At 70.1% G+C, this 19,401-nt stretch carries 22 protein-coding genes and 1 pseudogene; 9 read left to right on the plus strand and 14 right to left on the minus strand.

Going from position 1 to position 19,401, the window contains the following annotated elements; genetic code table 11:
- Positions 1–6: 6 nt before the first annotated feature.
- Positions 7–1,395, minus strand: a complete 1,389-nt coding sequence (locus AB0M93_RS43255; RefSeq protein WP_364285682.1) for a CHASE3 domain-containing protein — start codon at positions 1,393–1,395, stop codon at positions 7–9.
- A gap of 103 nt (positions 1,396–1,498) precedes the next feature.
- Between AB0M93_RS43255 and AB0M93_RS43260 the strand changes: the two genes are divergently transcribed.
- Positions 1,499–2,143, plus strand: a complete 645-nt coding sequence (locus AB0M93_RS43260) for a response regulator transcription factor (RefSeq protein ID WP_364285684.1) — start codon at positions 1,499–1,501, stop codon at positions 2,141–2,143.
- Here AB0M93_RS43260 and AB0M93_RS43265 read toward each other — a convergent pair.
- Positions 2,121–2,531 (minus strand): response regulator transcription factor, encoded by a 411-nt coding sequence (locus AB0M93_RS43265; RefSeq protein ID WP_364285686.1) that lies wholly within the window; start codon positions 2,529–2,531, stop codon positions 2,121–2,123. The two genes, AB0M93_RS43260 and AB0M93_RS43265, sit on opposite strands and share 23 nt — an antisense overlap.
- A gap of 206 nt (positions 2,532–2,737) precedes the next feature.
- Here AB0M93_RS43265 and AB0M93_RS43270 point away from each other — a divergent pair, with 206 nt between their 5' ends.
- Positions 2,738–3,088 (plus strand): SDR family oxidoreductase, encoded by a 351-nt coding sequence (locus tag AB0M93_RS43270; protein ID WP_364285688.1) that lies wholly within the window; start codon positions 2,738–2,740, stop codon positions 3,086–3,088.
- Between the two features lie 46 nt (positions 3,089–3,134).
- Here AB0M93_RS43270 and AB0M93_RS43275 read toward each other — a convergent pair whose 3' ends face one another.
- The 3 genes from AB0M93_RS43275 to AB0M93_RS43285 all read right to left on the minus strand — a co-directional run bounded on the left by AB0M93_RS43275 (position 3,135) and on the right by AB0M93_RS43285 (position 5,466).
- The gene (locus AB0M93_RS43275) at positions 3,135–4,229 is read right to left on the minus strand and encodes a sulfite oxidase (RefSeq protein WP_364285690.1); all 1,095 of its coding nucleotides are present in this window, start codon (positions 4,227–4,229) and stop codon (positions 3,135–3,137) included.
- 55 nt (positions 4,230–4,284) lie between these two features.
- Complete coding sequence (locus AB0M93_RS43280) at positions 4,285–4,503, minus strand: hypothetical protein (RefSeq protein WP_364285692.1); 219 nt, start codon at positions 4,501–4,503, stop codon at positions 4,285–4,287.
- A gap of 162 nt (positions 4,504–4,665) precedes the next feature.
- A complete protein-coding gene (locus AB0M93_RS43285; protein WP_364285694.1) occupies positions 4,666–5,466 on the minus strand; it encodes a GntR family transcriptional regulator in 801 nt (266 codons plus the stop codon).
- Positions 5,467–5,629: 163 nt separating this feature from the next.
- Between AB0M93_RS43285 and AB0M93_RS43290 the strand changes: the two genes are divergently transcribed.
- Genes AB0M93_RS43290 through AB0M93_RS43300 form a run of 3 tightly spaced genes read left to right on the plus strand, consistent with a single transcriptional unit; the run spans position 5,630 to position 7,718 of the window.
- Positions 5,630–6,496: a hypothetical protein gene (locus AB0M93_RS43290; RefSeq protein ID WP_364285696.1), complete on the plus strand. Its 867-nt coding sequence runs from the start codon at positions 5,630–5,632 to the stop codon at positions 6,494–6,496.
- A 14-nt stretch (positions 6,497–6,510) separates the two neighbouring features.
- On the plus strand, positions 6,511–6,930 hold the full coding sequence (locus AB0M93_RS43295; protein ID WP_364285698.1) for a heme-binding protein: 420 nt from the start codon (positions 6,511–6,513) through the stop codon (positions 6,928–6,930).
- Between the two features lie 59 nt (positions 6,931–6,989).
- On the plus strand, positions 6,990–7,718 hold the full coding sequence (locus tag AB0M93_RS43300) for a hypothetical protein (RefSeq protein ID WP_364285700.1): 729 nt from the start codon (positions 6,990–6,992) through the stop codon (positions 7,716–7,718).
- Here the strand turns inward: AB0M93_RS43300 and AB0M93_RS43305 are convergent.
- The 5 genes from AB0M93_RS43305 to AB0M93_RS43325 all read right to left on the minus strand — a co-directional run bounded on the left by AB0M93_RS43305 (position 7,709) and on the right by AB0M93_RS43325 (position 11,808).
- The gene (locus AB0M93_RS43305; RefSeq protein WP_364285702.1) at positions 7,709–8,620 is read right to left on the minus strand and encodes a carotenoid biosynthesis protein; all 912 of its coding nucleotides are present in this window, start codon (positions 8,618–8,620) and stop codon (positions 7,709–7,711) included. The genes AB0M93_RS43300 and AB0M93_RS43305 overlap by 10 nt on opposite strands.
- A 13-nt stretch (positions 8,621–8,633) precedes the next feature.
- Complete coding sequence (locus tag AB0M93_RS43310; RefSeq protein ID WP_364285704.1) at positions 8,634–9,266, minus strand: TetR/AcrR family transcriptional regulator; 633 nt, start codon at positions 9,264–9,266, stop codon at positions 8,634–8,636.
- A 106-nt stretch (positions 9,267–9,372) separates the two neighbouring features.
- Positions 9,373–9,966: a TetR/AcrR family transcriptional regulator gene (locus tag AB0M93_RS43315; RefSeq protein ID WP_364285706.1), complete on the minus strand. Its 594-nt coding sequence runs from the start codon at positions 9,964–9,966 to the stop codon at positions 9,373–9,375.
- Positions 9,963–10,847, minus strand: a complete 885-nt coding sequence (locus tag AB0M93_RS43320; protein ID WP_364285708.1) for an NAD(P)-dependent oxidoreductase — start codon at positions 10,845–10,847, stop codon at positions 9,963–9,965. The genes AB0M93_RS43315 and AB0M93_RS43320 overlap by 4 nt, the downstream gene beginning before the upstream one ends.
- A gap of 1 nt (position 10,848) precedes the next feature.
- Complete coding sequence (locus AB0M93_RS43325; protein ID WP_364285710.1) at positions 10,849–11,808, minus strand: aldo/keto reductase; 960 nt, start codon at positions 11,806–11,808, stop codon at positions 10,849–10,851.
- A 216-nt stretch (positions 11,809–12,024) separates the two neighbouring features.
- Here AB0M93_RS43325 and AB0M93_RS43330 point away from each other — a divergent pair, with 216 nt between their 5' ends.
- The 4 genes from AB0M93_RS43330 to AB0M93_RS43345 all read left to right on the plus strand — a co-directional run bounded on the left by AB0M93_RS43330 (position 12,025) and on the right by AB0M93_RS43345 (position 15,288).
- Complete coding sequence (locus AB0M93_RS43330; protein WP_364285712.1) at positions 12,025–12,432, plus strand: DUF1003 domain-containing protein; 408 nt, start codon at positions 12,025–12,027, stop codon at positions 12,430–12,432.
- 179 nt (positions 12,433–12,611) lie between these two features.
- The gene (locus AB0M93_RS43335; RefSeq protein WP_364285714.1) at positions 12,612–14,285 is read left to right on the plus strand and encodes a sodium:solute symporter family protein; all 1,674 of its coding nucleotides are present in this window, start codon (positions 12,612–12,614) and stop codon (positions 14,283–14,285) included.
- Between the two features lie 11 nt (positions 14,286–14,296).
- Positions 14,297–14,575, plus strand: coding sequence for a hypothetical protein (locus AB0M93_RS43340; protein WP_364285716.1), 279 nt, complete (start codon positions 14,297–14,299; stop codon positions 14,573–14,575).
- Positions 14,572–15,288 carry a hypothetical protein gene (locus tag AB0M93_RS43345; protein WP_364285718.1) on the plus strand — a complete coding sequence of 239 codons (717 nt, stop codon included), beginning with the start codon at positions 14,572–14,574 and terminating at the stop codon, positions 15,286–15,288. The genes AB0M93_RS43340 and AB0M93_RS43345 overlap by 4 nt, the downstream gene beginning before the upstream one ends.
- Here AB0M93_RS43345 and AB0M93_RS43350 read toward each other — a convergent pair whose 3' ends face one another.
- From AB0M93_RS43350 to AB0M93_RS43365, 4 genes and pseudogenes are all read right to left on the minus strand, one after another.
- Entirely contained in the window at positions 15,289–15,669 is a 381-nt protein-coding gene (locus tag AB0M93_RS43350) for a DsbA family protein (RefSeq protein WP_364285760.1), read from the minus strand. It abuts the gene before it with no gap.
- Between the two features lie 44 nt (positions 15,670–15,713).
- Positions 15,714–16,970: pseudogene (gene nhaA, locus AB0M93_RS43355) on the minus strand (Na+/H+ antiporter NhaA); the annotation flags it as partial.
- 111 nt (positions 16,971–17,081) lie between these two features.
- Positions 17,082–18,530, minus strand: a complete 1,449-nt coding sequence (gene zwf / locus AB0M93_RS43360) for a glucose-6-phosphate dehydrogenase (RefSeq protein ID WP_364285720.1) — start codon at positions 18,528–18,530, stop codon at positions 17,082–17,084.
- 32 nt (positions 18,531–18,562) lie between these two features.
- Complete coding sequence (locus AB0M93_RS43365; RefSeq protein ID WP_364285722.1) at positions 18,563–19,393, minus strand: SDR family oxidoreductase; 831 nt, start codon at positions 19,391–19,393, stop codon at positions 18,563–18,565.
- Between the last annotated feature and the right edge of the window lie 8 nt (positions 19,394–19,401).

Below are 19,401 nucleotides of genomic sequence, written 5' to 3' on the forward strand. Positions count from 1 at the left end.
ATCTCGTCAGTTCCGGTCGGTGGGCAGGTGCACCAGCACCGTGGTGCCTTCGCCGGGCGGGCTGGTGATCTCGACCGTGCCGTCGAGGGCCTGGACGCGGTCGGTGAGGCCGACCAGGCCGGAGCCGTGACTCGCGGCCGCGCCGCCGACGCCGTCGTCGCGGACCGAGAGGCGCAGGACGCCGTTGCGGACGTGCACGTCGATCCAGGCGATGGTGGCCTCGGCGTGTTTGGCGGTGTTGGTGAGCGCCTCGGAGACGACGTAGTAGGCGGCGACCTCGATCGGTTCCGGCGCGCGGGCCGGGATGTCCACCTCGAGTTCCACCGGGACCACCGAGCGGCGGGCGAGCGCCCGGAGCGCGGGCGGCAGGCCGCCTTCGGACAGGATCGCCGGGTGGATGCCGCGGGACAGCTCGCGCAGGTCGTCGGTCGCGTTGATCAGCTCGCCCGCGATCTCCGCCAGCTGTGCGCGCAGCTTGGGTGGCGCGTCCGCTTCCGCGGCGCGCAACTCCAGTGTCATGGACACGAGCCGCTGCTGGATGCCGTCGTGCAGATCCCGTTCGATGCGCCGCCGGGCCTGGTCGCCCGCGGCCACGATCCGGGCCCGTGAGGCGGCCAGCTCCGCACGGCTCAGCTGTAAGGAGCCGGCCATCGTGTTGAAGCTGCGTTCGAGCACACCGATCTCGCCGACGCCACGCTCGGGCAGGCGCGCGCTGAGGTCCCCACCGGCGAGCCGGCCGGCCATGCCTGCCGCCCGGCGCACCGGCCCGACGATCGCGCGCGAGAGGTACACCGCGAACAGGACGATCAGCAGGACCGAGCCGCCGAGACCGATGGCCGTGGCGACGAACGCCCGGAGCGCCACCTCGCTGGAGTGGCTCTGCCGCGTCCCGGCGAGATCCTGTTCGGCGGCCGTGAACCGGTCGAACTCGCCCCGGATCGCGTCGATGCGCCGCACGCCGTCGTCGATGGTGGCGGGGGTACCGGCGGCGGCGAGGTTGAGCCGCGCGGCGTCGATGAGCGGGATCGAGTAGTCCTGGATGTAGGAGGCGACGTCCCGCTCGATCTGGCTCGCTGCCGCGAGTTGCTGGGGGTTGTCGGCCACCATCTGCGCCAGGGTCGCCGCCTGCGCGGGAAAGGTGGCCCGCCCCGACTGCCAGAGCGTGAGGCTGCTGTCCTGGCCGGTGACGAGGAAGCCGCGTTCGCCTGCCTCGATGTCCACGACCAGCCGCTCGAGCCGGTTGGCGGCCACGAGCACCTCTTCGGAGTGGAACGCCATCTGCTCCGACCGGCGCAGGTTCGCGTTGGTCACGAGCAGCACCGTGAACGCGGCACCGACGATCAACGCCAGCAGCCCGCTCGCCACGAGCATGCGACGCGTCAACCCGGCGCTCAACTCAGGCTCCGGTCCGTCGAAGCGGCCACGGAGTGCCACGACGTGGGACGCTAGACCATGTGGGAGGCTGGCCGATAGTGCTGGTCCCGACAATGGAGCTGCGATGCGGGTGATGCTGGCCGACGACGACGTGCTGCTGCGTGAGGGCCTGGCGAGCCTGCTCGAGCGGTCCGGCTTCGAGGTTGCCGGGCAGGCCGGCGACGCTGCGGCGCTGCTGGCGTCGATCCGCGAGAAGGCGCCCGACCTGGTGGTGGTCGATATCCGGATGCCGCCGACGCACACCACGGAGGGACTGGACGCGGCCAGGGAGATCCGCGCCGAGTTCCCCGACGTCGCCATCCTGGTGCTGTCGGCGCACGTCGAGGTCGAGCACGCGATGGAGCTGCTCGCCAGTGGGCGGCGGATCGGTTACCTGCTCAAGAGCCGGATCACCGACGTCGAGGACTTCATCGAGACGGTGGAGCGGATCGCCAAGGGCGGCTCGGTCGTGGACCCGGCGCTGGTGCGGGAGCTGGTGAACGCACGCAAGCGCGACGACCCGCTCGCCGTGCTCAGCGAACGGGAGCGGGAAGTGCTGGCGCTGATGGCCGAGGGCCGGTCCAACTCCGGCATCGCCCGCAGGCTGTGGGTCACCGAGGGGACGGTGGAAAAGCACGTGCGGCACATCCTCGCCAAGCTGAAGCTCCCGGAAGCCGAAGAGGATCATCGCCGGGTGCTCGCGGTGGTCACGTTCCTCGACGCCCGTTGACCTGGCCATCCCCGTCCTGACCGGTTTCGTCGCGGCCGAGCATGCCTCGGATGGCGGCCGCGGACAGCGCGGTCTTCGGTAGGAACCCCGCCGCCGGGCTCGCCGCGATGAGCTCGGCATAGTCGTCCTCCGCGTGGGTCGAGATCAGGATCAGGCGGGCGGCCGCGACGCCGGCGTCCCGGTTGAGCAGCCGGACCACGTCGAAGCCGCTCTGGCCGCCGAGATCGATGTCCACCAGCGTGACGTCCGGCCGCAGCTCCGCCACCCTGCGCAGCGCCTCGGCCGCGGAGGAAGCGACCCCGACGACCGCGACGCCCTGGCGTTCCAGCAGGCCGCGAGCGGCCTGCTGGAACTGGGGACTGTCGTCGACAATCAAGCAGCGGAGCACGACTTCAGCATGTCAGGGGGATTCCCGGTGCGCATTCCGGCTAGCGGGGATCCTTCGCGAGCCGGTCAGCCGCTGGGCCGGTGGGTGCCGGCAGGTACGGCGGGATGACCGGTGGCGGTGGCCGCGGATAGGCGCTGGCAGCGATGACACGGGGGCGGCCCGGGGCGATGCTCTGACGGCAACGACCTCGGTGAAGGAGACGCGCCATGCCGGACTGGTCCACGGTGCCCCCGGCGGGGACCCGGGTCCTGGTGACCGGAGCAGCGGAGGCGGGCGTTCTCGGGCTGACCAGGTCGCTCGCCGCGGAGTGGGCCGGTGCGGGGATCCGGGTCAACGCCGTGGTCCCCGGGCTCGTCGCGACACCGAAGGTGCTCGCGCTGCCGTCCGCGGTGCGCGACCGGCTGCTCGCGAGTGTCCCCATGCGGCGAGTCGCGGCACTCGGGGAACTCGTCGGTTCGGTGCTCTACCTGCTGTCACCCGCGGCGGGCTACCTCACCGGGCAGGCGCTGCGCCTCGACGGCGGTTCGAGGCTCGCCCAGGCCGGTCTCCACCATTGAAGGAGTAGCTCTTCCCGGCGCGGCAAGTGCGGGCCGGGTTCGTCGGCTACATCGTGCGCGGTTCGACGTGCACGGGGTGGGCCAGCACCGCATGGTGGAGGTAGCCGAGCTCGTTCCACGACGTGACGTCCGGTTGGGTGCGTCCGTGGTCATCGGTGGCCCGCACCCGCAGGACGTGGTCGCCGGGTGCCGGATTCCAGGTGAACTGCCAGCGCACCCACGCCCCCGGCGTGGCGGAGGACGTGATCGGCGCGTGGTGCCAGGGGCCGTCGTCGATGCGGTACCGGACCGACACGACCCGGTTCTCCCCGGCGAACGCGCGTCCCCGGATCACCTGTGGTTCCGCCCGCAGGCGGGCCGGCCAGGGCAGTTCCACCAGGCTGGCCACCGGGAGCGTGGTGATCGCCGGACCGAGTGCGGGTCCGGCCGCCGGGTGGTCCGGGCTGATCAGCACGTAGTCGTCGGTGTTCCACGGCACGTACAGGGGCTCCTCGGAGACCTGGATCCGGCCCAGCCACTTGATGCTGGCCGCGCCGAGCCAGCCGGACACCACCAGCCGGGCCGGGAACCCGTGGTCGGGCGGGAGCACCTCGCCGTTCATCGCCAACGCCACCAGCGTGTCGTCGGCCAGGGCCTTGGTCACCGGCAGCGGCCGGCGGGCCCGGATCGCGTCGAGTCCTTCCGGCATGACCTCGCACGCACCGGGGGTGACCCCGGCCGGGGCGAGCAGGTCGCGCAGCCGGACCCCGGTCCATTCGGCGGTGCCGATCGCGCCACGCCCCCATTGCGTGCCCGCGAACCGGCGGCCGAACTCCTCGCCCATCAACACTCGGCGGTTGCCCGCGCACTCGATCGTGCGAACTACGGACTGCAGGGGAAAGCGGCGCCACAGTTCGTCGTAGGTGTAGACGCGCGGTTCGCGCACCCCGTTTCCGTCGATGCGCAGGGTCCAATCCGCCGCGTCCAGGTGCGGTGTGGGGGCGTGGCTGCGGATGAAGAACCGGTCGGCCGGGGTGAGAAAGCCCGGCATCCGATCCGGCCGGGTCCCGTAGTCCAGGCCGGTGCCGGTGTCTTCCATCAGCTCGGGCGGGGTGGGTTTGCGGACATTGTGGACAGTCGCTGTCGGCTGCTGGGTCGTCATCCGGCTCTCCTTCAGTCCTGCTGTCCGATGAAGGACAGCCGCGCGCCGGCGGCGATCATGCTGCCTTCAGCAGCAGCTGGGCCGACGGGGTGAGCCGCACCGGCTCCGTGGTGCTGAGCAGGCCGATCTCGGTCAAGTGGTCAGCGACGAACTGGTCGGCGCAGTAGGCACCGTCGACGAACAGGGTGTGGCTGCTCCGCCGGCAGCGGCCGTCCGCCACCGCGTGCAGGACGGCCCGGTCGCGGTTGCTGAGGTGCGGGTTCTTCTCTGGCATGGCCTTCGTCTCCTCGTCCTCGAACGCTTCGACACGTGAGGTTCGGAAACAGCGTCGCGCAGTACACCCGGCACGGGCATCGCCGCTAGTGGCCGTTGGCGCCTGATGCTGTCCGGAGTCCGCGGATACCTGCTGGCATGCAGCCGTGTGCCGGCGGCTCGGTCATCGCCCGTCGCCGTGGCCGACGTTCGCCTGGAGCCAGGAGGACAGCGCGCCGGCGAGGCCGGGGTCGGCCTCGGCGCGTTTCTTGGCCCCGGGCGAGCTTCGGAGTCGTTTGACGACCTTGGTGTGGTACTCGTGGACGAGCTGGACAGCGGCGGAGGCGTCACGACCGGCGATGGCGTCCACGATGTCCATCCGCGCCTTGTGCAGCGACCGCGGCACCCGTCCCCATTCTTCGCCGCTTTCCTTGGCCAGTTCGACACTGAGGCCGATCTGGACCTCGGTGATGAACCGGCACAGCGCGGCGAGCAACGGGTTGTGCGAAATCGCGGAGAGCGTGACGAAGAACTTCAGCAGCGCTGCCGAGGACGATTCGACATCGCCGATCCGGCCGGCTTCTTCGGCTGCTGCGCGGAGTTCGGCGATGTCCGCCTCGGACGCGCGTTCGACGGCCTGCTCGACGGCGTAGGCATTGAGCGCGCCGAGCAGCCCGAACACGTCGGCGGCGGTCATCTTTTCGAACTGGACGACCGAGGCGATGGACATCGCGAGCAGGGTGTCACCGCGTGCGGTGACGGTGGTCCGGCTGCCGTTGCGGGTGCTGAGCAGGCCCATCGCGGTCAGCACGCGCACGGCCTCCCGGATGGTCGGCGGGCTGACGTCGTAGTGGGCCGCCAGCTCCCGCTCGGAAGGCAGGCGGGCGCCGTCGGGCAGTGCGCCACTGAGGATCTGGGCGCGCAGGTCTTCCATGATCTGGTCGGCGACGCGACCGCGGTGCAGCGGCGGTGAGGATCGCAGCACGGTTCCCTCCTCGAGACTCACTGCGATCTTACCTACCTGGTAGGCAGCGCCGGCGGATCGCCCGGCGCGGTAGATCCACAGTCGATTCACAGTCCGCAATCCTGGGCGCAAACCTACCAAGTAGCTAGTGTGGTTGCTAGGTGATCAGACAAGGAGGTGCGAGATGAAGATCGCGCCATACGACGAGAACGCGTACAAGATGGACCATCCCAGGGGCACGGTGTCCTTCAACTACCTGCTGATGGGTGGTGAGCCGGGCAAGCTGGAGAACTTCCGGTACATCCTGGGCCGCCAGGAGGGTGACTTCAGCATGCCGCGGCACCGGCACACCTTCGAGCAGATCCGGCTGCCCCTGGTGGGCGACATGAACCTCGGCGAGCAGGGCATCCTGCGCGAAGGCGAAATCGGCTACTTCCCGGAGGGACAGACCTACGGTCCTCAAGAAGACCCCCTGGGCGACCCGAAACAGCTGCAGCTGGTCCTGCAGTTCGGCGGCGCCGCAGGTCTCGGCATGGGTGCCGGGCGGGGCCGGGGCCCGGAGGCACGGCAGGACGGGGCGGCGCCGCGGCGCGAGCGTCGCGAGGTGAAGTTCCCGCGGCCGCGCTACCAGAGCGTGCTGATCATGAACCCGGCGCACTTCACCTGGCTGCCGGTGCCCGGATCGGCGGGTGTGGAGCGCAGGTTCTTCGGCTCGTTCACCGAGCGCGCCTTCTGGATCGAGTACCTCAAGGTCGCTCCCGGTGCGCGGTGGGCGTCCGCCACCGGCGCGGGCCGTCGGCTGATCGTCGCGTTGTCGGGCGAGGCCGAGGTGGCCGGCACGAAGATCGGCCGGCTGACCGCGCTGCAGGTGGAGGCGGGCGAGACGCTGGACGTCCACGCCACCGACGAGACCGTGCTCTACGTCGTGGGCCTGCCGCCCGTGCGGCGGCCGGCCGTCCCCTCGGACCAGTTCGACATCGTGAGCAGCGACGGTGGGATCGAGTTCGAGAACCCCCGCGAGCACGCGGAAAACGCAGCGGCAGGCGCTTGACCGGAATGTTGTCGTTGAGCCAAGCCTCGCAGATCGTGGACGCGGCGCTGGGCAAGGCGCGTGAACTCCGGCTGCGGTCGTTGACCGTCACCGTCCTCGATCCCGGTGGTCACCCGATCGTCGTCAAGCGCGAGGACGGCGCCGGAATCCTGCGCCCGCAGATCGCGCACGCGAAGGCCTGGGGCTGCCTCGGTACCGGGCAGGGCGGTGCCGCCGGAGCCCGGCACGCCACCCGTGATCCCGCGTTCTTCGCTGCGCTGGCCGCCATTTCCGAGGGTCGCGTCGCGTCGTCCCGGGGCGGCGTGCTGATCCGCGACGGCGAGGGCGACCTGCTGGGTGCCATCGGGGTCAGCGGGGACCGGCCGGAGAACGACGAGATGGTCGCCGTGGCCGGAGTGGAGCAGGCCGGCCTGGTCGCCGACGCCGGTCAGTGATCGAAAGTTCTTGGCAGTTGCTCGATCGAAAGCAGCTGCCCCAACGGAAGGTACGTTTGATGAACGACCGAGAAATGACAGATCACTCGCCGACCGGGACGGCGCGAGTACGCCGGCCCTGGCTGTCGAAGAAGAACTGCACCTGGGTCGCAGCCGTGGGGCTGACGTGCGTGGTGGCCGGTCTCGCCGGTGCTGGGACAGCCTCCGCGGCCACCCCGGCCGCGATCTCGCCTCCGGCCGGCGGGGGACCCGTGGCCGGGCCGTCGGCCGGCGGGGCGACCGGCATCGTCCAGTCCGAGTCCGCGTCGGGCTTCACCTTCGCGACGGCGACCGGCGTGGCGGTGACCGTGAAGGAGGACTCGGCCACGAAGTACAAGGTCGGCGTCTTTCCCGCCCCGGCGGGCGTGGTCAAGAAGGGCGAAAGTGTGCTCGTCCTGGGAACGGTCGACAGCGCGACCATCACGGCGACGCAGGTCGTCGTGCAGCCCTGGGGCGACGGCGGCGCCGCGGCGGCGGAGGCGGCGGGGGTGATCCCGTTCCAGCGGGGAGTGCCTTCGCCGGCGAAGTCGGTCGGCCGGATCCCCGACTACACCGAGGGAGAGGGGACGATCGTCAGCGGGGCCACCGCGGACCTGGCGACCGCGGCCGCGCAGGCCGTCGTCCCCGGCGGCATCGTCGACCGCGTCGTTCGGCTGAGCGACGGCGAGTACGAGGTCCACAACATCAGCATCAACTGGCCGCATCACGTCTTCGTCGGCCAAGGATTCCAGGTCCTCGGCTACGAATAGCCGCCGCGCGCGGCGGCCTCGGGGGCTCGCCGGCCGGCGTCGCTCTCCGGCGCCGGTGCCGCGGTGGCGGTGCGCTGCTGGGCGATGCGCAGCAGCGCCAGGAGGGCGAGGAAGAACATCCCGTAGACGGCGAGCAGCACGGACGTCTCGTAGATGTCGGCGGTGTGCCAGGTCGCGCCGGTGGCGTCGGTGACGGTGGTGTGCTCGGCGGTGAAGTACGTGGTGACGAACGAGATCGCCGTGGCGGCGTAGAGCACTACGGCCTGCAGGTCGCTGATCGTGGTTCGCTCGGGCTGGGCGGCCGGGCCGCTGCGGCGCAGGTAAAGGGCGAAGACCTGCATGAACAGGTACACGGTGAAGGTCCAGCCCAGGAAGTTGACCAGGGGCACGCCGAAGAAGCCGCCGCCGTTCTCCCAGATCCAGGCCTGGTGGATGGTCGAGGTGGCGGGGTCGAGCGCCAGGTCCCACGCGGTCATGGCGAACGCGCCGACGACGGGCGTGCCGATCGTGGTCAGCCAGGACGAGCCGCGGCGCACGTCGCCGAGCAGCGCGGTGGCCACGATCCAGGCCAGGTAGCCGGTGGCCAGGTAGGACGGGCCGATGAACCACGGGACCTCGAAGATCTTGCCGCCGCCCGTGTAGTGGTAGTGACCGAACGGGAAACCGGTCCCGATGGAGAGGTTCTCCAGGAGGTTGCTGATGACCAGGCCCGCCGCGACGAAGACGCCGATGGCACGCCGGCCGTAGCGCCGGGCGCCGTGCAGGAGCACGAAACCGACTTGCACCACGATCACGGGCAGCCGGATGCCCGCGCCGGGCACGAAGGCCGCGACGAGGAGGCCGGCCAGGATGACGGCGGTGAGGATCCACAGCGTTCGGGAGGAACGTCCGACGGTGGTCATGGCGCGGCTCCAGCTACTCGGCGGGTTTGGTGAGCAGACCGTTGAGGACGAGCGTGCTCAGCAGGTGGTGGTCTTCGGCGTCGTCGGCCCGGCCGAACAGGCGCGCCAGCGGTGTCTGGCTGTACATGGCCAGAGGCTTGGTGATGGCGAAGTGGAACAGGTAGAAGGGGATGTCGCGGAGCACGCCCTGCTGGACGAGCCGGTCGAAGACCGGACGCGCCGCGTTGTTGAGCGGGCTCATCAGCTCGTGGAGGTAGGCCAGGCGCGGTGAGTCGCGGCCGGCTTCGTAGTCGACGACCCGGCCGAGGTGCGGATGGCGGGCACTGACCTGGTGGAAGGCGCGCACGCTGGCGATCAGCCCGCCGAGGTCGTCGGAGGGCCGCTCGTGGGCGAAGGCCGCCATGACCTCCTCGTTCACCTGGGCGACCGCGGCGTCCATGACGGCCCGCCAGAAGGCGTCCTTCGTTCGGTACCGGTCGTGGATGAAGGTGTGTCCCATGCCGAGGCGTTCGTTGAGCTGCCGCACCGACACCGCCTCGTAGCCCAGCTCCGCGAACGCCTCGAGGCCGCGCTGCAGGATCTCCGCCAGCTCGGGAAGCGGTGCGTCGGCAGGGGGGCGGCCTGGTGCGCGCGGTGCTCTGGTCACGAAACCTCCTGTACTCGGCTGACCGGTGCCAACCTTAATCAGACAGTTGACGGATTACAAGCAACCGGCGGCGGCGCGGGGACGGCGGCAAGACGCGGACTGGTCGCTAGTGTCGCGTGACGCCGTTGAGGGCCATGTCGACGACATTGCGGACGAAGCGATCGTTGAGCGGTGCGTGGCCGTGCAGCAGGCGGTGGTAGAGGGGGCCGTAGAGCAGGTCGAGTGCGACGTCGACGTCGGTGCCGGCCGGGATTTCGCCGCGCTCCGCGGCGCGCCGGAAGATCTCGTGGCCTTGTGCGCGGCGCGGTTCGACGAACCGCTGCCGGTATTCGGCGGCGAACTCCGGGTCGGTCTGGGCTTCGGTGATGAGGGCCGCGAGCACGCGGCCGTAGGGCCGGCCGCCGGCGAGCCGGGCCCAGGGGCGCAGCAGGGAGAGGAGATCGCCGCGCAGCGTGCCGGTGTCGCGGGGCCGGGGGCGCGCCGCGGACCATTCGGTGTACAGCGCGTCGAGGGCCAGGGTCTGCTTGGTCGGCCACCAGCGGTAGATGGTGGCCTTGCTGACCCCGGCCCGGTCCGCGACGGTGTCCATGCTGACCTCGGAAAGGCCGTGGGTCAGCAGCAGTTCCGCAGCCGCGTCGAGGACGGCCTGATGCGCTTTCTCGCTGCGTGGCCGTCCTCGTTGCTGCTTTTCGGCCGTCATGCCGCGTGGGGTTCCCCGCTGGCCGCGGCGAGTACCTGGTAGAGGCCGGCGATGTCGCGGTGCTCGTAGCCCATCTCACCGGCCAGGCTGAGCATGTGCTCGGCTGCGGAGGCCGCGGGCAACGGGATCTGCGCGGCCTGGGCGGCGTCGAGGGCGAGGTGGATGTCCTTGTGCATGAGTTCGACATCGAACCACGCGTGCTCGGGCAGGTGGAGGGCGAGGGGGGCCCGCGCCTGCAGCATCGGTGACCCGATCGCCGAGCCGGTCATCACGCGGACGGCCAGTGCCGGGTCGATGCCACCGCGTTCGGCCAGGAGGAGCCCTTCGCTGAAGGCGAGCATCTGCGCGGCGAGGCTGATGTTGATCGCCAGCTTGAGCAGCAGGCCCTGGCCGTTTTCGCCGACGTGCGTGATCCGGTTGCCGAGCTGGGACAACAGCGGCGCGGCGGTCAGGAACGCCTTCTCGGGGCCGCCCACCATGATCGTGAGGGCGCCGGTCTCGGCGGCGGGGACGCTGCCGGCGACGGGGGCGTCGATCATGGTGGCGCCCACCGCCCGGACCCGCGCAGCCAGCCTGCGGCTGGCCCGCGGGCTCACTGTGCTCATCTCGACGTAGGTGGTCCCCGGCCGCAGTCCGGCCAGGATCCCGTCCGGTCCGCGGGTGATCGCGGCCAGCGCGTCGTCGTCGGTGACCATGCTGAAGACCACCTGTGAGGCCGCCGCGACCTCGCGCGGGGTGTCCCGCCAGCCGAGCCCGGCGTCGATCAGGCCGGCAGCCTTGGCCCGGGTGCGGTTGGTGCCGGTCACCTGGTTGCCGCTGAGCAAGCGGCGGGCCAGCGGTGCGCCCATGGCGCCGAGGCCGACGAAGCCGATTTCGGTCATTTCAGGACCTTCCTTCGATGAAGGTGACGTCGGAGCCGGTGAGCTCGAGGTTCGTCGCGGCGAGGATCGGGTCCACCTGGGCGGGCCGGCGGAAGCCGGTGATCGCGCCGTCCACGGCCGGATTCCGCAGTGTCCAGGCGACCGCGACGGCACCGGGCGTGGTGTCGTAGGAATCGGCGACCTCCTGCAGCCGGGCGGCGATCCCGAGATGGCGGGACAGCTGCGGCTCGGTGAACCGAGCGTCGCTCCGGCGCCAGTCGTCGGCGGGCATCGCCGCGATCCGCTCCCGGGTGATCGCCCCGGTCAGCAGACCGGAGCCCATCGGGGAGTAGACGATGACGCCGATGTCCTCGCGTTCGGCGAAGGGCAGGATCTCGTCCTCGGCCTCGCGGTCGATCAGCGAATACTGCGGCTGGAGCGTCTCGACCGGCGCGATCCCCTGGATGCGCTTCAGCTGGCCGGTGTCAAAGTTGGACACTCCGATGTGCCGCACGAGGCCGCGTTCCTTCAGCTCGGCCATGGCGGCCCAGCCTTCCTCGATGTCGCCCTCGGGGATGGGCCAGTGGATTTGGTAGAGGTCGATCGCGTCGACGCCGAGCCGCTTCAGGCTTGCTTCGGCTTCTCGCAGGATCGAGTCGCGCTTCAGGCTGTGGCGCACCCGCCCGGTGCCGTCGTCGAGCAGCGACGCCTTGGTGAACACGTACGGCCGCCGCGCGAGACCCTCCAGTGCGCGGCCGACGACCTCTTCGGAGCGGCCGAAGCCGTATGCGGCGGCTGTGTCGATCCAGTTGACGCCGAGTTCCAGGGCGCGGTGGATCGCGGCGACCGACTCGTCGTCGGCCTGCGGTCCCCAGCCGAATTCCCAGCCACCGCCGCCGATCGCCCACGCGCCGAAGCCGACGCGGGTGATCTCCAGGCCGGTGGTGCCCAGCGGGGTGGTCGCGAGCTGTGTTCGCTGCATGGGTTCCTCCGTTGTCCGGGCTGTCTCTTAATCAAAACTGTACTACCAGTTTCGTTATTCGACGGACGCGTCTCGTTGTCTCACCGCTCACACCGAGACCGGGACGTGGGTCGACGCGCCTGGCGGCCGCTTGTCCGGGGCGGCGACGCGCGTGTAGGAACGGATACCAAGCCGGATCAGTCGTTCCGGCTCCGGCCTCCGGTTTTGGGAGATGACGTGCCGCCCGAATTCACCAACAGCTCGCCCCACCACCCCGTTGTCCTGGCCCACCGAGCACAGCGACATGCCGATCTGCAGCTCCGGATCGCCGACGCGATCACCGCGTTCGCCGGCTCCATGCGGTTCGTCTACATCCACGCCGTGCTGTTCGCGGTCTGGATGGTCTTCATCGAGTCGGATCCGTGGCCCAAACTGACCCTGATCGTGTCCCTCGAAGCGATCTTCCTGTCGACCTTCGTCATGGTCGGACAGAACCGTCAGGCCGCGTTCCAGCAGGCCAAGGCCGACCACGATTTCACTGAGCAGGACCAAGAGCTCAAGACCAACACGGAATTGACCCGTGAGATCCATGTCCTCACGGTTGAGCTTCACCGGCGCCTGATCGAGGACGTCGACCACGATTGACCTTGGTACGGCACCGTCATCCCGGAGAGCGGCCAACTCCGCTACCCGCTAGCAGGAAGCCGGACCCCCTTCTGGCCGTAACCCGCGGATGGCGGCTGGTGGGGATGCGTGACCGCGCCACGAACAGAGATCCTTTCATTGCCGGCAAAGGATGTTACCCGAGCAGGAAGAAGGGTCTCGTGGGCAATCCGCTGCGGATCGGCGCCAGTCCGGTGGACTACGTGCTGGTTTTCGTCTACTTCGTCGTGGTGCTGGGGATCGGTGTGGCCGCGCGCCGACGAGTCTCGGACAGCCTCGACTTCTTCCTGTCGGGGCGGTCGCTGTCCGCATGGGTCACCGGCCTGGCGTTCATCTCGGCGAACCTGGGCGCCGTCGAGATCATCGGCATGTCGGCCAACGGCGCCGAGTACGGCATGCCGACCGTGCACTACTACTGGATCGGCGCCATCCCGGCCATGCTCTTCCTGGGCGTGGTGATGATGCCCTTCTACTACGGCTCGAAAGTCCGCAGCGTCCCGGAATTCATGCTCCGCCGCTTCGGCCCCGGCGCGCATCTGGTGAACGCGATCAGCTTCGCCCTCGCGCAGGTGCTGATCGCGGGCATCAACCTGTTCCTGCTGGCCACCGTGGTCAACGGCCTGCTCGGCTGGCCGTTGTGGGTGGCCCTCCTCGTCGCCGCGGCGATCGTGCTCAGCTACATCACCCTGGGTGGGCTGTCGGCGGCCATCTACAACGAGGTCCTGCAGTTCTTCGTCATCGTCGCCGCGCTGCTGCCGCTCACCCTCATCGGGCTGCACCGCGTCGGCGGCGTCGGCGGCCTGATCGACAAGGTGACCCACAGCGCGGGCGGTGGCGCCGAGCAGCTCAGATCGTGGCCGGGCAACCAGCTCTCCGGGTTCGGCAACTCGTTCCTCTCGGTCGTCGGCATCGTCTTCGGCCTGGGTTTCGTGCTGTCCTTCGGTTACTGGACGACCAACTTCGTCGAGGTCCAGCGCGCGATGGCCACCAAGTCGATGTCGGCGGCGCGGAGCACGCCCATCATCGGCTCGTTCCCGAAGATGTTCATCCCGTTCGTCGTGGTGGTTCCCGGGATGATCGCCGGCGTCCTCGTGCCCGAGATCATGCGGATCAAGGCAGGCGGCCAAGCCGAGGGCGTCACCTACAACGACTCGATCCTGCTGTTGTTGCGCGACGTGCTCCCCAACGGCCTCCTCGGCGTCGCTCTGGCGGGCCTGCTCGCCGCGTTCATGGCGGGGATGGCGGCCAACGTGTCGGCGTTCAACACCGTCTTCAGCTACGACATCTGGCAGCGGTACATCAAGAAGGACCGGCCCGACGGCCACTACCTCAAGGTCGGCAGGTGGGCGACCGTCGTCGCGACGGTGCTGGCCATCGGCACGGCGCTCATCGCGTCGGGCTACAGCAACCTGATGAACTACCTGCAGACCCTGTTCGGGTTCTTCAACGCGCCACTGTTCGCCACCTTCATCCTCGGCATGTTCTGGAAACGGATGACCGCGACCGCGGGCTGGGTCGGTCTGGTGTCCGGCACCGTGAGCGCGGTCATCGTGTGGGTTCTGGACCAGGTCGGCGTCATCAGCCTGCCCGGTCAGGGCGCGGCGTTCGTGGCCGCCGGGGTGGCGTTCGTCGTCGATGTCGTGGTCAGTGTCGGAACCAGCTTGGCGACGGCGCCCAAACCGGCGGCCGAGCTGGCCGGGTTCGTCTACTCGGAGACACCCGTGGCGCAGCGCACCGACCCGGAGGCGAGCCGGCTGCCCTGGTTCCGGTCGCCGGCCAAGCTCGCGGGCATCTCCCTGGTGCTCGTCATCGCCCTCAACCTGATCTTCCGATGAAGGAGCAGCACATGAGCGACGCACGGCACAGCGCCGGGGCCTTCGACATCCGCAACGTCATCGCCGCCCTGTTCGGCTTCTACGGGATCGTGCTGATCGTCATGGGGATCGTCGCGGACTCTCCCGCCGACCGGGCCAGGACCGGCGACGTGAACGCCAACCTGTGGGCCGGCATCGCCATGGCCGTCGTCGCCGTCATCTTCGTGGTGTGGACCCGGCTGCGCCCGGTGATCATCGAGCGGGATCCGGAGACCCACGGACGACCGGCCGCTCGCGGAGGGCTGTCATGAGTGACCACGAGTCAGGTGACCTCGATGCCGTGGCACGGCGATCGCTGTCGAGCGGAAGAATCGGCTGGATCGCGGCCGTGTCGATGTGCGCGGTGCTCGGGCTTTCCGCCTGTGACGGCACTTCCTCGTCGTCGACAGCCACGTCACCGTCGGCGACAGCAGGCCCCGGCACGCCCGGCTCCGGCGGCGGATCCAACGCCCGGTCCGGACCGGCGGCGGGCGGGGCGGCCGGCACGGTCGACAGCGTGTCCGGGCCGGGCTTCACGATGACGACATCGGCGGGGCAGAAGGTGACCGTGAACGGGACGGGCTCGACGGCCGTGAGTGCCGTCACGACGGGCGAGAACGTGCTCGTGCTCGGGACGACCGACGGCACGACCATCACGGCCACGCAGGTCATCGCGCAACCGCATGGTGACGGCGGTGCCGCTGCCTCCGCCGCGGCGGGAGTGGTCCCCTTCCAGCGCGGTGCACCCGCCGTGTCGAAGCAGGTCGGTCGGATCCCGCCGAACTACAGCGAGGGTTCCGGGACGATCGTGAGCGGCACGACCGCGAACAAGGCGACGGAAGCCGCGCTGGCCGCCTACCCGGGAGGCGTCGTCGACCGGGTGGTTCAGCTGAGCAGCGGCGAGTTCGAGGTCCACTACATCGGCGTCGGCTGGCCACACCACATCTTCGTCGAACAGAACTTCGCGGTCGTCGGCGCCGAGTAGTCACTCGGATCGTCGAGTCCCATCCGGAGGACTGGCCGCCGCACTGACGGCGCGTTTGTGGGCGGTGTCCACCGCAGCCGACAGTGTGGCGATGTCGTAGGCGCCGTAGTGCCGCCGCCCGTTGACGAAGAACGTCGGCGTGCCGGAGACGCCGCTGAGGTCGGCCGACTCGACATCCTCCGCCACCTGGCCGGCGCCGGTGTGCCGGCGGAGGTCCTCGCGGAATCGGTCGACGTCGAGGCCGAGTTCCCCGGCGTGGGTGACCGGGGCGTTCTCGGGGCCGCGGATGTGGTCGCGGCCCGGGTCGGCTGGTGCGGCGAGGTCGACGAGAGTCTCGCCGGTGCCGAGCAGCGCGCGGATACGCCGATGTGACGGGAGCAGGCCGGTGACCCAGGAGAGGACCCACGTGCCGGCGACGCGACCACCGCGGCGGACAGGATGCCGAGCTTCGCCTCCTGCAGCTGCTCGCCGGTGAAGGAGAGTGACGCCACCAGCAGGGCGACGGTGAAACCGATACCGGCGACGGTGGCGCCGCCGGCCACGGCCGCCCATCCCACCGGTGGGCGAAGCCGGCCGCGGCTGAGCCTGGTGACGAGCCACGAGAGGCCGAGGATCCCGAGGGGCTTCCCGAGGACGTACCCGGCCAGGATCCCCAGCGTGATCGGCGCTGTGCAGGCGTGGGCGAGGAAGCCGGGGCTGAGGCTGATCGTGATGCCGGCGTTGGCGAGCGCGAAGAGCGGCACGATCACGTAGCTGGTCCACGGGTGGAAGCGCTGCTGGAGCAGTTCGTTCGGGGAGAGCGCCGCGGCGACGCCGGTTTGTGCCGACCGGGCGAGCTCCGGGGTGGGCTGTTCGCGGAAGAGCCGGAAGACCTCACTCGCCCGTTCGAGGTCGCCGCGCGCGGCCGGGTAGGCGAAGGTGAGCATCCCGATCGCCAGGCCGATCACCACCGGCTCCACCCCGGAGAGGCTCAGCGCCACCCACGCCGCTGTGCCCAGCAACGCGTACACCAGGCCGAGCCGGACCCCGGCGGCGCGCACGAGCAGGACGACGCAGAAGACGCCGAGCGCGACGAGCAACGGCAAGATGGTCACCTTCCCGCTGTACACGGTCGCGATGACCGCGAGCGCGACGAGGTCGTCGACGACGGACACGGTCAGCAGGTAGGTCCGCAGCCGCGCCGGGAGACGGTGCCCGGCCAGCGCGAGTATCCCGAGCGCGAACGCCGTGTCCGTGGACATGACCACGCCCCAGCCGTGGGCGGAGGGACGTCCGGCGTTCACGGCGAGGAAGATCGCGATCGGCATGAGCATCCCGCCGAGGCCGGCGGCCAGCGGCAGCGCGAGCCGGCGCCGGTCACGTAGCTCGCCCATGTCGAACTCGCGCCGCGCCTCCAGCCCGACGACGAAGAAGAACAAAGTCATCAGGCCGCTGTTCACCCACCAGCGCAGGTTCTCCGAGATGCCGTGGTCACCGACCCGGATCGACAGCCGTGTGTCCCACACCGCCTCGTACGACGCGGGCTGCACGTTGGCCCAGACGAGTGCGAGGACCGCGGCGGCCAGCAGCACCACCGCGCCGCCGGTCTCGGTGCGCAGGAACTCACGCAGCGGCGTCCGGACGTTCCGCGCCCACGCGGTCCGCTCGGCGAAGGTCCGGCCGGGTGCCTGACGTTCTGCCATACCCGCTCAGCTTGCCGTGGAGGCGTTCCGGAGGTGGGCAACGAACGTCGCCGACTCGCGTTCCAGCCTGGTTCCGTCCGACAACCCGAACAAACGATACATGGCGGACCTTCAGTCTCGAGTCGGGCCGGCGTGGGGCAGGCGCCAGCGGAACGGCGTGATGAGCTGGTCGACGGCTGGGTGCGGGCCCCAGGTGCCCGGCTCGTAGGGCTGGACCGGGGGAGGGTTGTCCAGGAGCGGGCCGGAGATCTCCCACAGGCGTTCCACCGCCGCGGCCCGGGTGAACAGGGACTGGTCGCCGAGCATGGCGTCCAGGATGAGCCGCTCGTAGCCTTCGAGACTGTGGGTGGCGCAGAACGAGTCGGCGTAGCGGAAGACCATCCCGGCGGCGCCGAGCCGCAGCTGCGAGCCGGGTTCCTTGGCGAGGAAGTCGACGGCGATCGAGCCGGGGTCGGCGAAGTCGATGACGATCTCGTTCCGCCCGTCCCGGGCGCCGATCGGGAACATCCGCAGGGGCGGTTCGTGGAAGCCCAGCGTCACCAGCTGCCGGCTCGCGGCGAGCTTCTTGCCGGAGCGCAGGAAGAACGGGACGCCGGCCCACCGCCAGTTGTCGATCTCGACCCGCACCGCCGCCATGGTTTCGGTCCGGGAGTCCGGGGCGACACCTTCCTCGTCGCGGTACCCGGTGTACTGGCCGCGGACGACGTGCTGCACGTCGATGGGCCGGAGCGCGTCGAAGACCTTGGCCGTCTCCTCGCGCAGGTGCCGGGCGTCCAGTGTGGTGGGTGGCTCCATGGCCAGAAATCCCAATACCTGCAGCAGGTGCGTGACGATCATGTCCCGGTAGGCGCCGGTGTGGTCGTAGAAGCCGGCGCGGCCCTCGATCGAGAGCGTCTCCGGCACGTCGATCTGCACGTAGCTGATGTGGTTGCGGTTCCAGACCGGCTCGAAGAGGCCGTTCGCGAACCGGAAGGCCAGGATGTTGTCGACGGACTCCTTGCCGAGGAAGTGGTCGATCCGGAAGACCTGGGACTCGTCGAAGACCGCGTGGACCGTGTCGTTCAGCGCGCGAGCGGATTCCAGGTCGGTGCCGAACGGCTTCTCGATGATGACCCGCGACCCGGGCGCGAGGCTTGCGGCACCGAGCATGGTCACGGTCGGTTCGAAGGCCCCCGGGGGGACGGCGAGGTGGAACAGCCGTCCCGGTGCGCCACCGATCTCCTTCTCCGCCCGCTCGATCGCGGCGGCCAGCGCGGTGGTGTCGTCGGAGCTCGCGCTGGCGAAGGAGAGCGCCTGCCGGAATGTCTCCCAGGTCTCGCCGGCCGGTTGGCTGGTCCCGAACCGCTCGACCGCTTCGCGGGCGAGGTCGCGGAACTGCTCGTCGCTCAGGGTGCGCCGGGACGAGCCGATGATCCGGTACCGGTCGGGCAGCAGGCCGACCGCGGCGAGGTGGAACAGTCCGGGCAACAGCTTGCGCGCGGCCAGGTCACCCGTCGCCCCGAACAGGACGACGACGTGGTTCTCCGGCCGGGCGGATCCCGGCACTCGCGACGATGTCACTGTGGCCTCTTCCGCGACGATGGACACGTGCTTCAGTTCCCGCCGCCCTGCGCGGCGGCGGCCACCGGCTGCCACTCACGCCAGGTGGCCAGCCGTGACTCGTAGTCCGCGGTCGCGATGCCCAGTGGCGCCTCGCCGAGGAACAACCGCAACGGCGGGTTGGGGGAGTCGACGAGCCGCAACACGGCGTCGCGGGTCGCGGCCGGGTCACCGGGCGTGAAGCGCTGGGCGCGGGCCTGGATTGCCTGCTCGTGGACCGGTTCGTAGGCGGGCAATACGGTGGCGTGCTTGGCGGACGGGCCGGCCCAGTCCGTCGAGTAGCCGCTCGGCTCGATCAGCGTGACCTTGATGCCGAACCCGGCCACCTCCTGGGCCAGGCTCTGGCTCAGCCCTTCCAGCGCCCACTTCGACGCGTGGTAGGCGCCGGTGTTCACGAACGCCGAGATCCCGCCGATCGAGGACACCTGCAGGATGTGCCCGCTGCCCTGCTCGCGCAGAGAGGGCAGCGCCGCCTGGGTGACCCACAACGCGCCGAGCAGGTTCGTCTCCAGCTGCGCCCGGATCGCGGCTTCGCTGATTTCCTCGACCATGCCGAACTGCCCGTAGCCGGCGTTGTTCACGACGACATCGAGCCTCCCGAAGTGTTCGTGTGCCTGCCTCACCGCGGCGAAATCCGCGTCGCGGTCGGTCACGTCCAGCCGGATCGGCAGTATCGCCTCCCCGTAGATGGCCACGAGGTCATCCAGACTGGAGACATCCCGGGCGGTCGCCGCCACCGTGTCGCCGCAGTCCAGTGCCGCGATCGCCCATTCGCGGCCGAAGCCGCGCGAGGTGCCGGTGATGAACCAGGTCTTGGCGGCCATGGCAGGTC

This window comes from Amycolatopsis sp. NPDC051102 (assembly GCF_040682815.1).
GTDB lineage: Bacteria > Actinomycetota > Actinomycetes > Mycobacteriales > Pseudonocardiaceae > Amycolatopsis.

Coding starts and splice junctions, on each gene's coding strand:
- AB0M93_RS43260 (WP_364285684.1), top strand. CDS start 1,499: ATGCGGGTGATGCTGGCCGACGACGACGTGCTGCTGCGTGAGGGCCTG.
- AB0M93_RS43270 (WP_364285688.1), top strand. CDS start 2,738: ATGCCGGACTGGTCCACGGTGCCCCCGGCGGGGACCCGGGTCCTGGTG.
- AB0M93_RS43275 (WP_364285690.1), bottom strand. CDS start 4,229: ATGACGACCCAGCAGCCGACAGCGACTGTCCACAATGTCCGCAAACCC.
- AB0M93_RS43280 (WP_364285692.1), bottom strand. CDS start 4,503: ATGCCAGAGAAGAACCCGCACCTCAGCAACCGCGACCGGGCCGTCCTG.
- AB0M93_RS43290 (WP_364285696.1), top strand. CDS start 5,630: ATGAAGATCGCGCCATACGACGAGAACGCGTACAAGATGGACCATCCC.
- AB0M93_RS43300 (WP_364285700.1), top strand. CDS start 6,990: ATGAACGACCGAGAAATGACAGATCACTCGCCGACCGGGACGGCGCGA.
- AB0M93_RS43305 (WP_364285702.1), bottom strand. CDS start 8,620: ATGACCACCGTCGGACGTTCCTCCCGAACGCTGTGGATCCTCACCGCC.
- AB0M93_RS43315 (WP_364285706.1), bottom strand. CDS start 9,966: ATGACGGCCGAAAAGCAGCAACGAGGACGGCCACGCAGCGAGAAAGCG.
- AB0M93_RS43320 (WP_364285708.1), bottom strand. CDS start 10,847: ATGACCGAAATCGGCTTCGTCGGCCTCGGCGCCATGGGCGCACCGCTG.
- AB0M93_RS43325 (WP_364285710.1), bottom strand. CDS start 11,808: ATGCAGCGAACACAGCTCGCGACCACCCCGCTGGGCACCACCGGCCTG.
- AB0M93_RS43340 (WP_364285716.1), top strand. CDS start 14,297: ATGAGCGACGCACGGCACAGCGCCGGGGCCTTCGACATCCGCAACGTC.
- AB0M93_RS43345 (WP_364285718.1), top strand. CDS start 14,572: ATGAGTGACCACGAGTCAGGTGACCTCGATGCCGTGGCACGGCGATCG.
- AB0M93_RS43365 (WP_364285722.1), bottom strand. CDS start 19,393: ATGGCCGCCAAGACCTGGTTCATCACCGGCACCTCGCGCGGCTTCGGC.